This is a genomic window from Aquirufa avitistagni (genome assembly GCF_042715545.1).
GTDB lineage: Bacteria > Bacteroidota > Bacteroidia > Cytophagales > Spirosomataceae > Aquirufa > Aquirufa avitistagni.
Genome location: NZ_JBBKXZ010000001.1, coordinates 907,907 through 924,286, shown reverse-complemented (window position 1 = coordinate 924,286; position 16,380 = coordinate 907,907). Strand labels below are relative to the sequence as shown.

The window sequence follows — 16,380 nt, the reverse complement described above, 5'->3', positions numbered from 1 at the left end:
TTTATATATTTTTTGAAAGCTTATGTCGGCTTAGGTGGCGGTTCACTGTTTACTGGCATAGTTTATAGTTTTGGAATTTTATTATTATTATCTCCAATACATCCTAAAATAGGATTTAAACCAAACTTGTTATTGCTGCAAGTAGGGGCTGTATTCTTTTGCCAAGCTCTTTTATATTTTTTTATCTACAATATGGAAGGGCGATCCTTTGCTGTTGATAGTATCAATTTTTTCCTACTTATTTCTTTCTTCTTTTTTTTACTTCGGGTTGATAATGAGGTTCAAAAATTTTTACCCAATCTCATCTTATTAACCACTTTCATCACTAGTCTTGCTTTATTGTATTCCATTTATACAAATCCGGAATTTGTTCTTGGGGCAAGGGCTACGGTGCAATACAAAAGTAATTCAGGAGAATTTACTGGAAATCCGCATGTGTACAGCAGAAATGGACTGGCAGGTTTTATAATTTCGACTTTACTTATTTTTTTAAATGGTAAAGTAAAAGAAAGTAGAGATAATCTATTTCTTAGGCTTTTAGCGCATATAAATTTACTTGTAAGTATTTTGGTGATTATCCTCACTCAAACAAGAGCCACAATTTTATCTTTAGGAATAGTTTTAGTTTTATTGTTGATTTACGTATTAAAATGGAGAGATATTTATACTAATATCAAAAGCTATATAATAGCTTATTATGGTGTATTATCATTAATCCTCTTTTATTTCGAAGCAAAATTCAATCTTTGGAAACTTGTATCAGGTTATTATAATTCATTTCAAAATTTGTTTTTTAAAGCTGTAAATACGGGTTTAAGTTTAGGTAAATCTAGCGACTTTGACGAATCAGCGATGGGCAGGGTAGTAAATATCAACTTCTTTTTTAGTTTATGGAAAAATGATCCTTGGGGGTTTGTTTTAGGACACGGATATAAGAAAAGATATATTGACATACCGGTTTTAGAGTCATTTATTAATTTCGGAATAATTGGATTGATAACCTTCGTTACATTTAATTTATTAATATTAAATTTCAGTATTAGAGCACTTCGTTCGCAGAATATATTTCAAGTATTTATAGGGTTGTTTTATATCCATACATTGATTGCAATATTTGTGGCAGGTCGTCCTGTGGATTTTTCTTTTTGGGTAAGCTATATTGTAATTATTCGATTCCTAGGTATTGAATTAAAACAAAACAAGTTGGTATGAGAGTTTTAATTTTACATAACCAACTTTGGACACAATATAAATCTGTAGTATTTCAAGGTATTTATGATGAATTTAATAAAACTGGAGACGAATTATTAGTTCTTCAAACATCAATTTGTGAAAAAAGTAGATTAAATATTTTAGATTTTAATGCTGCTAATTTCAAATACACCTATCCTTATATACTTTTAAACAATTCTAGTTTAGAAGATTCAAATCCCTTTCGTACAGCGTTTCTATGGATATATTATGCGATAAAGTTCAGGCCTAATGTTATCAATTTAACGGGTTACTCTGAACTTGGGACAATTTTTGTACTTATTTATTCAAAGTTATTTAATGTAAAAACGTTAATGACAAATGAATCAATTCATTCAAATAGACTTCATAACCAAACTATTTCAAAAAGAATAATTAAGTCTTTTAAAAAACTATTAATTCAACTTACTAATGGTTTTTTATCATATGGCATCAAATCAAATGATTATTTATTTAGATTTAGTATTTCGAAACGACGTATTTTGTCTTTTTTGAATTCATTTGATAGATCAAAATTTCATTCTGAAAGTATAGAAATAAACTTAGAAGAAACACCCTATTTATTATTTGTAGGTAGACTTTCGGAAGAAAAGAATTTAATTAGTTTAATTGAATTAGCCCGTATGTTTGTCGTGGATAATTTAAATTATAAAATAAAAATTATAGGTGAGGGTGATGAATATAATAAATTAAACAGCCTTATTAAAAGCGAATATTTGCCGATTGAATTAGAAGGCGCTAAAAATTGGAATCAACTTGGAGAAATTTATAAATCTGCTGCAGCATTCATTTTACCTTCTTTAAATGAAACATGGGGTATGGTTGCAAATGAAGCTTTAGAAATGGGAATTCCTGTTATTTGTTCTAGCGCGTGTGGATGTGCAGATGATTTAGTAATAAATGAGATGAACGGTTTAGTTTTAAACGATTTTAATTTTAATGATCAATCAAATTCTCAATCGTATAATCGTTTGAAAGGTTACATACTTAAAAATTCATCCTCATCTAATGCAAGTGTGATTATCAATAAAAAAATAGCATCAATTTACGATGAAGCTAAACTAATTGATGAATTTATAATTGCATTTAGAAAAATAGCTTAAATGAAACGAATCCTACATTTATGTAATTATACATGGGAAACTGGGGGCCCACCAAGTGTGATATTTTCTCATTCAAAAGTTCAGTTAGAATACGATTATGAACAACATATTTATTCTACACCAATTTCAAACCAAACAATCTATCCTCTTAACAAAAATCAACGCTTATTTATATTTAAAAGATCATTTTTAACTAAATTCTTAGCTGATTTTTCATGGCAATTACTTTTTTGTTTCATTAAAAACAGAAATAGTTATGAATATATTAATTCGCACGGTCTATGGAATTTTGGTTCAATTTTACCATTCTTAATACCTAATAAGTCAAAGAAAATTGTCACGCTACATGGCTTTTTAGATGATTATCTAATTAAAAGGTTAGGTTATTCAAAGAAGATATTTTGGTTTTTCTTACAAAAGTGGTGTTTGTTTAGAGCAGACTGTATACATGTAATTAGTAAAAATGAAGAGTTATTTATTAAATCAAACTTTCCATCCTTATCTTCAAAAATTGAATATATACCCAATGGAATATCAATAATAGAAATTGACAAAAAAGTTAATCCAGAATTTAAAGAGAAAATAGATAGTTATATAAATTCATCTGAAGTAGTATTTTTATATTTAGGAAGATTGAATAAAAAGAAAGGATTGGATTTATTGTTGCCAGCATTTATTGAGTTCCAAAGAAATAATTCAAGTTCAACATTACTTCTTGTAGGACCGGATGATGGCTACAAAGTAGAATTGGAAATTTCAATTAAAGAAAGCAAAAATTCAAGTGCGAATATTCACATACTTGATAAAGTAAAAGATGCGGAAAAGGTATATCTATTAAAAAAATGCCATGTATTTATTCTTCCTTCATATTCAGAAGGTTTTTCAATTGCTGCCTTAGAAGCTATTGCTTATGGAATTCCTGGAATTTATAGTAACACTATAGGGTTTTCTGAAGATATAATCACTTATCAAGCTGGCTTAATATGTGATTTAAATAAAGAATCTATCACAAATCTAATGATGTTACTTAGCAGGAATAAAGTCCTTCATGAATCTATAAAAAAGAATGGACAACTATTATTCAATGAAAAATATCGTACAGAGATTGTTGCTAAACAATTTATTGATAAAGTACTGAATTAAGAAATGATTACAAACCTCTCCATAATTGTTTTAACATATAATGAAGAAATTCATATAGCGCGTCTGCTTGATAATTTACTGAAGTTAACATCAAAAATATACGTCGTTGATTCATATTCAACTGATGCTACAATTTCAATATTAGAATCTAATAATATACTCTACAGCCAGAATAAATTCATTAATCATTCAAAGCAAATAAATTATGCTATAGAAACGAATCCCTTTGAAACAACTTGGACTTTGAGAATAGATGCTGATGAACTTATATCTGATAAGTTGATATCCGAATTAGCACATACACTCAATATTTACTCGAATAGTAATGTAAATGGCTTTTATCTGCAAAGAAAAGTTGTATTTATGAGCAGACAACTACATTATGGCAATTTAAATCCTATGTGGTTGTTACGCGTATGGCGAACTGGAGAAGGTTTTTGCAACGAAAAATGGATGGACGAAAAAATCGTATTAAAACATCCTAATACGAAGCAATTAAAGGAAATATTCTTTGATCATAATTTGAATAGCTTAACATGGTGGACGAATAAACATAATTTATACTCCAATAGGGAAGCAATAGAAATACTTAAGGAAAAGTATTTAAAAAATCAAAGCATAAAAGAAAAAGCATCAAATCGGGATTTGTTATTATTTAAATTGAAAAGTATTTATAATATGTTCCCAATGTTTATAAGGCCTATTTTGTTATTTTTATATTCCTTTATACTTAGGTTAGGCTTTTTAGATGGAAAACAAGGTGTAATTTGGAATGTATTACAAGTTTTCTGGTATAGGTATTTAGTGGATTGTAAGGTGTTTGAAATTGAACGAGTTCATAATTTTGATTCACAAAAAATAGTTGATTATTTGATGCAATTAGATGAATAAGGTAGACTTTTCACGTTATAATCACGTGTTGTTTGTAGGATATAGTTTAAAAATAAAATACGCTTTGTGGCTATTCGTATCTAATATATTCTTCCTTACAAATATTCCTTATCCCAATAGATTAAAGGTCTTGATATTAAAAATTTTTGGTGCTAAAATAGGAGATGTAGCCATAATCAAACCTTGGGTTAAAATTAAATTTCCTTGGAATCTATCACTTGGTAATCACGTTTGGCTAGGTGAATCCTGTTGGATTGATAATATTTCATCTATTCATATCGGAAGTCATGTATGTATTTCCCAAGGAGCAATCCTCATTACAGGAAATCATGATTATACAAAATCAGATTTTTCACTAATTTCCAATGAGATTAAAGTTGATGATGGAGTGTGGATAGGAGCAAAGTCAGTAGTTACTGGCGGAGTACATATTCATACACATGCTGTTTTAAGTGCATTGTCATTAACAAGTAAGGATTTAGAATCATATGCTATTTATCAAGGAAACCCCGCAGTGAAAGTTAAATCACGTTCAATTACTGATGTTCATATATGAAAGATTACATAATGCTATTTCAAAATAAAGAGTTTCAAATATTCTCTTCTTTAATTATTTCATTAATTATATCAGTAGCCTCTATTCCAGTAATTATTAATATTTCTAAGTTAAAAGATTTAATGGCTGAGATTGAACTAAGAAGCTCACATGAGACATTGACACCAACTTTAGGAGGTGTTGCTATTTTCGCTGCCACATTAATAAGTTATTTTATTTGGGATAATCCGTATGAAGGACATGAAATTCATTTAGCTGTTGCTGATTTAATTATTCTATTTTTTTTGGGGATTAAAGATGATATATTAATTCTTTCTCCTAAAAAGAAATTATTGATTCAAATTGCAGCATCAATGCTGCTAATTACACTTGGTGATTTGCGTATTAATTCATTATACGGTTTACTAGGCATCAATAATATACCTTACTTTATAAGTATTCTATTTACCACATTTATCTTTATTTCACTTATAAATGCTATTAATCTTCTGGATGGTATTGATGGTTTAGCGGGAACAGTAGGAGTGATGGCCTCCTTGTGTTTTGGCTATTTATTTTACTCTTTGAGTCTATTTGCGCATGCAACATTAGCATTCTCTTTAGCGGGTTCCTTGATTGGATTCTTACGCTATAATTGGTCTATTAAAAATAAAATATTCATGGGAGATACAGGTTCGCTCATAGTAGGATTTTTATTGTCCTTTTTTGCCGTCAAATACATCGTTTTAAACAGTACATATTTATACAATCCTCAATTAGGAAATGATGCTCCTATTCTTGCGATGCTTATTTTAATTTTGCCATTGTTTGACACATTGAGAATGTTTATTATTCGACTATTGTCCAAGAAATCACCATTCGAAGGAGATAGAAATCATTTACACCATATAGTTATTGACCAAGGTATTTCACACATGGCTGCAACAGCGTGGTTAGTTGGATGTAACTGTATATTATTAACTGCCTATTTCTACTTTAAACCTAGTTTTTCAAATTTAGAATTTATTGCTACAACCTTAGTTTTATTTGGAATTTACTGCATTTTGGCGTTCGTATTAGGCAAAAGGATTCAAGATAAGGATCGGCTAAAATTTACTAAAATTGATAAAATAAAAAGGTTACAAATAGTAGATGAGAAAAAGATTAAGGAACAATTGACTTCAAAAGAACTTCCCAATGATTAAATTCATTTGATAAATTAAATTTCAAAGGGAAATTGATCAAAGATTCTCTAGTGTCAGTATTAATTTTTTCTTCAATATAATGATCAATTGAAGAAGAAATGTCGTTTACATCAAACGAATTAATGATTAGTCCATTCGAATTATCAATAAATAAAGAAGGACCACCTGAATTTAACGCTATAACGGGTATTCCTAAATAAAGAGCTTCCATCATGGCAAGACCAAGAGATTCTTCTCTAGAAGAAGAAAAATACACATCTGCGTTATTGATTTCAGTATAATAATGAAATTGTGTAGTCGGGGTAATAAATTCAACATTTGAAAGTCCTGATTTTTCGAGAATTTGCTTAATCCAAACACTATATCCAGTTTTAGAATAATGGCCTAACCAAATAAATTTAAAGTTCTTTTCTTTAAACTGTTTAGCAACCTCAATAAACAAATCTGTTCCTTTTCTATCAGATATAGATCCTGAACATACAACTCTAATTTCTTGTCTCTTATTCTTTCTATTTAAATTTAGACCATCTATGTATTCCGTGTCAATAGCTGAATTTACGATTTCAATTCGCCCATGGTAACCTTTTGAAATTTGGTCATAAACTAACTGAGAACAAGATATTACAACATCGGATTGTAATACATTAATAAAATCATCATCTGACAAATATGAATAATTCGAAGACAATTCATGAATATGACAAACCGTAGTAACAGTATATGGTTTAGCATATTTAAGAACAAAAGTAGGCGATAAACTATTTACATACCAGATAGAATATTGTCCTTTCTCCTGAATTTCAGATAATTGTCTAGCTAATAAATCTTGACCGAAATAGTGTTGAACTTTATCAAATAGGTTATATTTTTCTTTTAATTGATAATAATTGATATGTTTAGGTAATTCACTGATTAATTGTCCTAATTCACCTACCACTACAAGACCTATTTGAAATTGATTAGGATCTAGCCTACAAATTAGATTAAATAATACGACTTCAGCGCCTGTTCTATTTAAGTTATTTGTAAAAAATAGAATTTTAATTTTTGACATTGAAAAATCAATATATGGCGTTTAGAAAAAATAGATTACACTAATCAGTCAAAATTACTAATTTTATAGTGATATACTAAATATGTTTAGATGAGCGAAATTTCAGAGTTAAGAAAAGATATTGATACTATAGATGATGCGATACTTGATTTGTTAAGTAAACGCATGGAAATAGTTAATCAAATCGGGATAATAAAAAGAGAGTCCAACAGCTTGATTTATCATCCTGATCGTGAAAAAGAAATTATTGATCGCTTAATAAATAGAAATAAAGGAAAATTAAGTGCATCAGCAATTGAAGCAATATTTCTAGAGGTTTTTGGAGTTTCAAGGAATCTTGAGTTACCTGAATTAATTTCATATTTAGGGCCAGAAGGTAGCTTCACACATCAAGCTGCAGAGTCAAGGTTTGGAGCTGTAGCAGACTACATTTCACTGCCAAGCATTAAATCAATATTTGATTCCGTAGAAACAGGACGTGCAAAATATGGAATTGTACCGATTGAGAATAATCAAGAAGGTATGGTTAAAGAAACTATGGATTTATTGTACGAAAGAAACCTTTTCATTATTTCGGAAATAATTATACCAGTTAATTTTTGCCTAGCCACCAAAGAGCAATCATTACAAAGCATTAATCAAATATTTTCTAAAGATATAGCATTCAATCAATGCCAAGGTTTCTTAAACGACTATTTTGGTTCTAAATCAAATGATTTTTTTGTCCAAGTTGATTCAACCTCGAAAGCTGCCAAACTAGCTAATGATACAAAGTCAACAGCTGCGCTATGTTCTCATATTGCGGCCAAAATATATGGATTACCCATATTATTTGATAATATCCAAGACAATGATTCAAATCAAACCAGATTCGTTATTTTATCTAAAGTAGAAAACCTCAAAAAAACAGGTAAAGATAAAACGAGTTTCGCAGTGAAATTAAAAGATGATCATAAGCCAGGAACATTACTTAAGTTATTACAAGAATTCGAAGAAGAAAAAATAAACTTATTGAAAATTGAATCTAGACCACAAAAGGATACGAATGAATTTAAATTTTGGTTTTTTATAGATGTGGAGGGCAATAAATTAGATCAAAACATTGAACATTTAATCGAAACTAAAAAAGAAGAAATTACATTTTTAGGTAGTTATATGAATCTGTGTTAAATAGTTTAATGCATATGCTTTATCTATTTGTATTTGATTCTTTAAATCAGTAATTGATTCAAATTTTTGTTCAGATCTAATTCGTTGAATAAATTCAGTAATTATAGTGCAATCATATATATCTAAATCAAAATCTAACAAATAAGTCTCTATTGATACCGAAAAAGAATTTGAAACTGTTGGCCTAATCCCAATATTTGTTAATCCAATTTTCGATATCATTCTTCCTGAAATCTCTAAAGTTGAATATGTTAAATAAACACCGTTAGCAGGTATTACTTTATTAATTTTAGTAGTATCATAATTGGCAGTTGGAAATCCAATAGTTCTCCCCAGCGCATTACCGTGAACAATAGTAGAATTAATAGTATATCTGTACCCTAAATATTCATTTGCTAACTTAACATTACCTTCCTGTAAAAGGAATTTAACCCGGCTACTACTAACAACATCATCTTCAATCAACTTTTCATTTACAATAATTGAATTAATGCTATTCTTAAATTCTGTATCAATGAATTTTGGGGATCCTTCTCTATTTTTTCCAAAGTGATTATCATAGCCAAAAACTAAAGACTTACAATTCAGTTTGTCTAAAAGAATAGATTTAACAAATTCCCTCGCTGACAAATCGGCCATTTGTTTATCAAATGGCAAAATGATTAGTATATCTAATTTAGTCTTTTCAATCTGATTAATTTTATCCTCAATGGATAATAGAGCTCGATTAGGATTATTAGGATAAAAATAATCAGATGGATGATTTGAAAAAGTAATTAATACAGATTGTTGATTATGATTATTTGCAATATGACAACACGTTTCAATAACTTTTTGATGACCCAAATGAACACCATCAAACATACCAATAGTTACTACTGAACCATTAATATTTTCATCTATTTCAAAGTCTTCTAGACTAAAGTACTTCTTCATAGATTAATGGGTTAAAATTCATTACATCTTGTGAGTTTGTTAAACAATAATCACCAATTTGAGTTCTAATTAACTTTTTTAGATAGGCTCCAGATTCTAAACTAATACCTAGGTCTCTAACTAAACTACGAATATATGTGCCTTTAGAACAAACAACTTCAAACGTGACAAGTGGAAAACTAGCTGCATCTATTTTAAAATCATAAATAAAAGCATCCCTAATTTTAATATCTATGTCAGTTTCACTTACGCCAGAACGGGCATAGTTATATAGTCTTTTGCCATCTAATTTAATTGCCGAGTAAATTGGAGGCACTTGACGAATTTCACCTATAAAATGATTCGAAATTCTTTCTTCGATCATCTCTTTAGTTATATGATCAAAGGGAAAATGCCCATCAAATTCTGTTTCTAAATCAATGGAAGGAGTAGTTTTTCCAAAGACCAATTCCCCGGTGTATGTTTTAGGTAAATTTTGAAAATATTCTATTTTCTTCGTGTGTTTGCCAACACAGATAATAAGGAGACCCGTAGCCAAAGGATCTAAAGTTCCGGCATGACCAATTTTTTTAAACTTACCTAAGTTCTTCAATTTTCTAACTACGTCAAAAGAAGTCCACGTAGCAGGCTTGTCAACTAAATAAAATTGGTTTTCTATTCGTTCTAATTCCACAATAAATAAAAACCAAAGATTATGCCTATAGCAATTCTATAGTAACCAAAATATTTAAATCCGTAATTTTTAACCAGATTAACCATAAACTTAATGGAAAATAGGGCAAAGATAAATGATATAATAAAAGCTACTAGCAGGTAAATACCATTTGTACCAACCGTAAACTCACCAATATTATCACGGTAATCTAAAACCTTTTTAGCACAAGCCCCAAGTATGGTAGGAATTCCTAGTAGAAAAGAAAATTCAATTGCGTCACGATGTTTAAAACCTACTATTCTACCACCGATAATAGATGCGCCAGATCTGGAAACACCTGGAATCATAGCTAAACATTGATATAATCCGATCTTAAATGCCTGATTTATAGACATATTTTCTATCGAACTAGGATTTTCTTCATTATCAACAATCCATTTATCAATATTAATCAATACATAACCACCAATTATCCAACTTATACAAATAAACCAATATCCTTGAAAAAGAGACTCTAAAAAATCATCTAATAATACTCCAAAGACAACAGCAGGAATAAATGAAATAATTATATACTTATATATCAATAAGGATGAAGTTAAACGATTAAAATATAATATAGGTACAGCAGAAATGGCACCAAGCTGAATAAAAATTGTAAAAAAATTCAAAAAAGGGGAGGGATGAACGTCCAATAAAAGTTCACCTACGATTAAGTGAGCTGTTGATGAAATTGGTAAAAATTCGGTTAAACCTTCTATAAATCCTAGAATAATGGTCTGGAAAAAATCAATCATTTTTACGCTTATTAAACAAAGAAAAAATTGGTATAAAGACGCCCAATAAAACAAAAATTGGACCTAATGTTAAACCTAAAAATCCGAATCCAAAAGGTTCTTTATCTAAAGTCATAATAAAAAAACCTGCAATCATGGAAAGTATACCAATTAGCAAAATTTTTATATCTGCGGAATTGAGTGGTAAATTATGTTTGTTGTTTGGTGACATATTAAATTAAATTAATGTGTGATGTTTTCAAATATTTATTAACCGCAATTATTGTACTGATTAAACAGAATAAAACACAAAAAATAATATTAGCACTAAATAATTGTATTTGGTTAGAGATTTCAAGATAAATACTCTGAATTTCAGGAATCTGCATTGTAACAAAATATAGTAAAATATTAATCAAAAGGTATCCTATTATACTCCCAATTACACCTATTAGTAATGCATTTAAAATATATGGTTTTAGAATAAATCCATTTGTTGAACCCAATAATTGCATCGATTTAATCAATAAACGATTAGCGTGTATATTGAGTCTCACATAGTTTGACAATTGCAAATAGATCCAAAAAATCAATAACAAACTTAAAATAGAGATAATACTGGTTATGACTTTAATTTTAGGGGATAATGTTAATAGAAAATTAGTTGGATAACTTACATCGAAAACTCCATTTATAGATTTAAATTTAGTTACTAATTGATTCAATTTGAGATTTGATTTAACTGAATCTTGGATACCTAGAATTACTAAATTCTTGAATGGATTAACATCTCCCAATAATTCTTCATAATTCTCATGTGAAGAAGCTAAAAATTCTCTAGCTGTCTTTTCTTTTGATACAAATTGCACATCCTTACTATTGACATAGTTACTACGCTTCATTAATAAAATTGTTGCTTTAATTTCATTAATTGTTAACGAATCATCTAAATATACATAGATATTCATTTGTTTTTTTAAATGATCTCCCCAGTAGTTTGCACCAGTTAACAAAACAAAAAATAGTCCAATAATAAATGACAAACCCGAAATGGAGGCAATCATCATTGAGTTAATAGAAGTAGATTTAATCGTATTATTTTTCATTTCTTAGCATTCAATTGTTCAATTTTGTCACGTAAGCTTGCTGCTACTTCATAATTTTCATCTGCAAGTGCCTTTTTTAATTCCATTTCTAAGTCACTTTTTGAGATTACGATGTCAACATCAGAAATTGAGCCTGATTCACTTATCTCACTCGAATTAATACAAATAGAATCAAAAAGGCTAGTTGGAATTCTTATTTCTTTATTTAATCTAATCGCTAATGCTATCGCATCCGATGGCCTAGCATCAACGACAATATGCTTATCATCATTTAATAAATTTAACTCAGCAAAAAATACTCCGTCATTAAATCTAGTAATCTCAACAAAATCAAGTGAAACATCGATTAAACTAAATACATTGATAAATAAATCATGCATTAAAGGTCTTTTGATAGAAATACCTTCAAGAATAATTGAAATAGATTGTGCCTCCTGGTTTCCTATAACAATAGGAAAAGATAAATTAGTTGAATGGGTACTCTCTAAAATTAGGACGAATGAACTTGCTCCAATGGAGCTTGGAGTAATGGCTTTAATTTTTAAGATATGATATGCAGGCAAACGATTTAGAAAATAATTGTAAATATACCAAATGAAGCCCTATATTTATCTATTTCTTAGTTTATTTATAAGCCTTGGCACTATTTCAAACACATCACCAACAATTCCGTAATCAGCATTATTGAAGAAAGGCGCCTCTTTATCATTATTAATTACTACAATAGTTTTGGAAGAATTAACCCCTGCTAAATGCTGAATAGCTCCGGAAATTCCACATGCAATATAAATATTGGGGGATATCTTAACACCAGTTTGCCCCACATGCTCATGATGCGGTCTCCAATCAAGATCAGATACTGGCTTCGAACATGCTGTGGCAGCATTTAATAAGGAAGCTAATTCTTCGATCATATCCCAATTATTAGGATCTTTTAGACCCCTACCAGCACCAACAACAATTTCTGCATCGTTCAAAGAAATTTCATTCTCAACTTTATCTATTGATTTAACTGTGTAATTTGATTTTGGAATTGGTAATATATCTGGAGTAATTGCTATTTCGTTTAACTTTTCTTGCGGTGATGTAGCTAACTTTAAGTTATTTGTCACTATATAAAAACAAGAATTTAAAGAGCCTATATATTGAGCAATTGCTTTATTATTAAACACACTAGTGGTATAACAATATTGATCACCAGTCATTTCAAAATCAAGAATTTGAGACTTAACTGTCGATTTTAATGAAATTGCTAATTGAGGAATCAAATTGTCTATCAATAGAGATTTAATAGCAAAACCCACTTTAATTTTTCTCTTAGAAAGATCATTTGATAAAATAGCCACTAATTCATTATCTGTGATTGACACAGATGAATTAAGATCGACTAAAACTAATTCAGTATTAATATCCGCTGATAAAAAATATTCTTTACTCTTTTTAAATGTATATAAGGTAATTTGATCAAAATTTAATTGAATTACTTTCGAAAGTAAATTAGATGACTTCTTGGACAATCGACCATTTTTGAAATCAACAAACAATGCTACGTTATTCATAATTTATGCATTAAATAAAATGTCAATTAATTCTTCTGGATTGTTTGAATCAATGAATATGCCTTTTCGCTTAGACTCATTAAGTTCTACCTTCACCAACTTGTCACCCTCATAATTACCAGCAGGGATAATTAAAATTTCTTTAGCCCTTGCTGACATTATGCCTCGCATATTTGGAATTTTCCACTCTGCTATGGGCTCTTGACATCCTAATACAACGGGAAAATGGGTAGTAATTGAAGCTTTACCTTCTATAGTTTCCACTTCAATTTCAATGTTATCTTCAGAAACATTCAATTTTTGAACTGGACTGAAAACAGGCATACCTAGATTGGATGCCACTAGGGCAGGAACTAGTGCATTGCCGTAATCAATTGTTTCTTTACCCATTAAAATCAAATCAAATGGATTATCACGTAAAAAATTAGATATCAAATCTGAAACTTGAATCGAATCTATTGGTTCTGTATCAATACGTATGGCACGATCAGCGCCCAATGCCAAACACTTTCTAATTAATGGTTCAGAATCTACATTTCCAACATGTAAAACAACTACCTCTGCATTGTGCGAATCTTTAAGCTCTATAGCGCGTGATAAAGCATAGTCATCATAAGGGCCTACGATATAAGTTAAACCACTCAAATTAAAATTCTTATTATCACTTAATGTTATCTTTGAAGTGGTGTCAGGAACACATGAAATACAAACTAATATTTTCATAATTGCAATTTTGTTATGCAAGCATACTAAATTGTTTTAACAAATTAAAATGAACAGAAAAGAATTTATAGAAAATGAAATTAAGTTAGAACCACAAAATCCAATGAATTACTATTTATTGGCATTAGAATACCGAAAACTAGCTAATCATATTGAATTTGAAAATACTCTAGAATTGCTCTTAGATAGATTCAATAACTATCTTCCCACTTATTATATGTATGCAGAATACCTTTATTCGAATAATCAAAATGAGAAAGCAGACAAAATAGCTATAAAAGGGATAGAACTTACTTTAATTACCAAGAATACAAAAATGTTGAATGAATTAAAGCAATTAATTGAAATAAATAGCTGAACTTAAGCTAATAATGTCTCCTCAATGTCTTTTTCTATAATTAGATTCTCAATTATAAACTTTTGTCTCTCTGGGGTATTTTTACCCATATAATAATTTAAAAGTTGAGGAATTGTGAAATCTTTTTCTAAAATCACAGGTTCTAACTTAATATTTTCTCCAATAAATGTCCCGAATTCTTCAGGCGAAATTTCGCCGAGTCCTTTAAATCGAGTAATCTCTGGCTTGGGACCTAATTTTTCAATTGCATTTCTTCGCTCTTCATCTGAATAACAATATATAGTTTCCTTTTTATTCCTAACCCTAAATAAAGGAGTTTCTAAAATATATAGATGACCATTTCGAACTAAATCTGGAAAAAATTGAAGAAAAAATGTTAAAATAAGTAAACGAATATGCATTCCATCGACATCTGCATCGGTAGCAATAACAATTTTATTATATCTGAGACTATCTAATGAATCTTCAATATCTAAAGCATGCTGAAGAAGGTTAAATTCCTCGTTTTCATAAACTATTTTTTTGGTCAGTCCATAACTATTAAGTGGCTTACCCCTTAGGCTAAATACTGCTTGGGTCTGAACATCTCTAGATTTTGTAATACTACCACTTGCTGAATCACCCTCAGTTATAAAAAGAACAGTCTCATGTTTTGAATCTGCTTTTTCATCTGATAAATGAATACGACAATCACGTAATTTCTTATTATGTAAATTCGCCTTCTTTGCACGTTCATTAGCGAGCTTTTTTATACCTGCAATGTCCTTACGTTCCCTTTCAGATTGTAGAATACGCTTTAAAATAGCATCTGCACTAGCTGGATTTTTATGCAAAAAATTATCTAACTCGGTTTTAACAAAATCTCCAATAAACGTCCTGATTGATGGAGAAGATGAATCGGGTGCAATATTAGTTGAACCTAATTTTGTTTTTGTTTGTGATTCAAAAACAGGCTCTTGCACACGAATAGCTATGGCACCAACAATACTAGCTCGGACGTCTGAAGGATCAAATTCCTTTTTAAAAAATTCTCTAACAGTTTTAACTAATGCTTCTCTAAAAGCTGCTAAATGAGTACCGCCTTGAGTTGTGTTTTGGCCATTTACAAAAGAGTAATATTCTTCTCCGTACTGATTATTGTGTGTAATCGCCATCTCGATGTCATTACCTTTAAGATGAATGATAGGATAACGATTTTCTTCTTGATTAGTCTTTTTCGAAAGAAGGTCAAACAAACCATTTTCGGAAAAATACTTTTGACCATTGAAGTTAATTGTCAAACCGGCATTCAAATAAGCATAATTCCAAAATAACGAATCTAAGTATTGAGGGATAAAGTGGTAATTCTTGAAAACAGTATTATCTGGCTCAAAACAAATATATGTTCCACTTTTAGAGTTTGTCGTTTCAAAATCAACAGATTGCTTAACTAATTCACCCTTACTGAATTCTGCCCACTTCGTTTGTCCATCGCGATAAGATTGCACTTTAAAATAACTTGAAAGCGCATTAGTTGCTTTCGTACCCACACCATTCAACCCTACAGATTTTTGGAATGCTCCTGAATCATATTTACCACCGGTATTAATTTTTGAAACACAATCAATAACCTTACCTAAAGGAATACCGCGACCAAAATCACGAACTTCAACTTTGTGATCTGAAATCTTGACATCTATATGTTTGCCATTTCCCATCATGTGTTCATCTATTGAATTATCCATGATTTCTTTTACCAGTACATAAATGCCATCATCAACAGACGAACCGTCACCTAATTTACCTATATACATACCTGGTCGAAGCCTTATGTGCTCCTTCCAATCTAATGATCTAATACTATCATCATTATATACAGGGATTGAATTTTCCATAATTAAATAACGTTCAAAACATAAAATATAACATATGTTAC

The 16,380-nt window shown here is 29.7% G+C and carries 18 protein-coding genes; 8 read left to right on the top strand and 10 right to left on the bottom strand.

Going from position 1 to position 16,380, the window contains the following annotated elements; genetic code table 11:
• Positions 1-12: 12 nt before the first annotated feature.
• Genes U0R10_RS03995 through U0R10_RS03970 form a run of 6 tightly spaced genes read left to right on the top strand, consistent with a single transcriptional unit; the run spans position 13 to position 6,128 of the window.
• Entirely contained in the window at positions 13-1,212 is a 1,200-nt protein-coding gene (locus tag U0R10_RS03995; protein ID WP_377982661.1) for a hypothetical protein, read from the top strand.
• A complete protein-coding gene (locus tag U0R10_RS03990) occupies positions 1,209-2,354 on the top strand; it encodes a glycosyltransferase family 4 protein (protein ID WP_377982660.1) in 1,146 nt (381 codons plus the stop codon). Before U0R10_RS03995 ends, U0R10_RS03990 begins: the two co-directional genes overlap by 4 nt.
• Positions 2,355-3,497, top strand: coding sequence for a glycosyltransferase family 4 protein (locus tag U0R10_RS03985; RefSeq protein WP_377982659.1), 1,143 nt, complete (start codon positions 2,355-2,357; stop codon positions 3,495-3,497). It abuts the gene before it with no gap.
• A 3-nt stretch (positions 3,498-3,500) separates the two neighbouring features.
• Positions 3,501-4,388 carry a glycosyltransferase family 2 protein gene (locus tag U0R10_RS03980; RefSeq protein ID WP_377982658.1) on the top strand — a complete coding sequence of 296 codons (888 nt, stop codon included), beginning with the start codon at positions 3,501-3,503 and terminating at the stop codon, positions 4,386-4,388.
• Positions 4,381-4,944 (top strand): WcaF family extracellular polysaccharide biosynthesis acetyltransferase, encoded by a 564-nt coding sequence (locus U0R10_RS03975; RefSeq protein WP_377982657.1) that lies wholly within the window; start codon positions 4,381-4,383, stop codon positions 4,942-4,944. The genes U0R10_RS03980 and U0R10_RS03975 overlap by 8 nt, the downstream gene beginning before the upstream one ends.
• Positions 4,941-6,128: an MraY family glycosyltransferase gene (locus U0R10_RS03970; RefSeq protein ID WP_377982656.1), complete on the top strand. Its 1,188-nt coding sequence runs from the start codon at positions 4,941-4,943 to the stop codon at positions 6,126-6,128. Before U0R10_RS03975 ends, U0R10_RS03970 begins: the two co-directional genes overlap by 4 nt.
• Here U0R10_RS03970 and U0R10_RS03965 read toward each other — a convergent pair.
• The gene (locus tag U0R10_RS03965) at positions 6,088-7,182 is read right to left on the bottom strand and encodes a glycosyltransferase family 4 protein (RefSeq protein WP_377982655.1); all 1,095 of its coding nucleotides are present in this window, start codon (positions 7,180-7,182) and stop codon (positions 6,088-6,090) included. The two genes, U0R10_RS03970 and U0R10_RS03965, sit on opposite strands and share 41 nt — an antisense overlap.
• 90 nt (positions 7,183-7,272) lie before the next feature.
• Here U0R10_RS03965 and pheA point away from each other — a divergent pair, with 90 nt between their 5' ends.
• The gene (gene pheA, locus U0R10_RS03960) at positions 7,273-8,352 is read left to right on the top strand and encodes a prephenate dehydratase (RefSeq protein ID WP_377982654.1); all 1,080 of its coding nucleotides are present in this window, start codon (positions 7,273-7,275) and stop codon (positions 8,350-8,352) included.
• Here the strand turns inward: pheA and U0R10_RS03955 are convergent.
• The 8 genes from U0R10_RS03955 to U0R10_RS03920 are packed head-to-tail and all read right to left on the bottom strand — an operon-like array spanning position 8,326 to position 14,107.
• A complete protein-coding gene (locus tag U0R10_RS03955) occupies positions 8,326-9,288 on the bottom strand; it encodes a bifunctional riboflavin kinase/FAD synthetase (RefSeq protein WP_377982653.1) in 963 nt (320 codons plus the stop codon). The genes pheA and U0R10_RS03955 overlap by 27 nt on opposite strands.
• On the bottom strand, positions 9,272-9,961 hold the full coding sequence (gene truB, locus U0R10_RS03950) for a tRNA pseudouridine(55) synthase TruB (RefSeq protein ID WP_377982652.1): 690 nt from the start codon (positions 9,959-9,961) through the stop codon (positions 9,272-9,274). The genes U0R10_RS03955 and truB overlap by 17 nt, the downstream gene beginning before the upstream one ends.
• On the bottom strand, positions 9,952-10,740 hold the full coding sequence (locus U0R10_RS03945; RefSeq protein WP_377982651.1) for an undecaprenyl-diphosphate phosphatase: 789 nt from the start codon (positions 10,738-10,740) through the stop codon (positions 9,952-9,954). The genes truB and U0R10_RS03945 overlap by 10 nt, the downstream gene beginning before the upstream one ends.
• Positions 10,733-10,951 carry a DUF3098 domain-containing protein gene (locus tag U0R10_RS03940; protein WP_377982650.1) on the bottom strand — a complete coding sequence of 73 codons (219 nt, stop codon included), beginning with the start codon at positions 10,949-10,951 and terminating at the stop codon, positions 10,733-10,735. Before U0R10_RS03940 ends, U0R10_RS03945 begins: the two co-directional genes overlap by 8 nt.
• A gap of 1 nt (position 10,952) precedes the next feature.
• Positions 10,953-11,825, bottom strand: a complete 873-nt coding sequence (locus U0R10_RS03935; RefSeq protein ID WP_377982649.1) for a cell division protein FtsX — start codon at positions 11,823-11,825, stop codon at positions 10,953-10,955.
• Positions 11,822-12,388 (bottom strand): bifunctional nuclease family protein, encoded by a 567-nt coding sequence (locus U0R10_RS03930; RefSeq protein WP_377982648.1) that lies wholly within the window; start codon positions 12,386-12,388, stop codon positions 11,822-11,824. The genes U0R10_RS03935 and U0R10_RS03930 overlap by 4 nt, the downstream gene beginning before the upstream one ends.
• Positions 12,389-12,433: 45 nt before the next feature.
• Positions 12,434-13,384, bottom strand: a complete 951-nt coding sequence (locus U0R10_RS03925) for an electron transfer flavoprotein subunit alpha/FixB family protein (protein WP_377982647.1) — start codon at positions 13,382-13,384, stop codon at positions 12,434-12,436.
• Between the two features lie 3 nt (positions 13,385-13,387).
• Positions 13,388-14,107, bottom strand: a complete 720-nt coding sequence (locus U0R10_RS03920) for an electron transfer flavoprotein subunit beta/FixA family protein (RefSeq protein WP_377982646.1) — start codon at positions 14,105-14,107, stop codon at positions 13,388-13,390.
• 49 nt (positions 14,108-14,156) lie between these two features.
• Here U0R10_RS03920 and U0R10_RS03915 point away from each other — a divergent pair, with 49 nt between their 5' ends.
• Positions 14,157-14,465 (top strand): tetratricopeptide repeat protein, encoded by a 309-nt coding sequence (locus U0R10_RS03915; RefSeq protein ID WP_377982645.1) that lies wholly within the window; start codon positions 14,157-14,159, stop codon positions 14,463-14,465.
• 2 nt (positions 14,466-14,467) lie between these two features.
• Here U0R10_RS03915 and U0R10_RS03910 read toward each other — a convergent pair whose 3' ends face one another.
• On the bottom strand, positions 14,468-16,339 hold the full coding sequence (locus tag U0R10_RS03910; protein ID WP_377982644.1) for a DNA topoisomerase IV subunit B: 1,872 nt from the start codon (positions 16,337-16,339) through the stop codon (positions 14,468-14,470).
• Positions 16,340-16,380 lie beyond the last annotated feature (41 nt).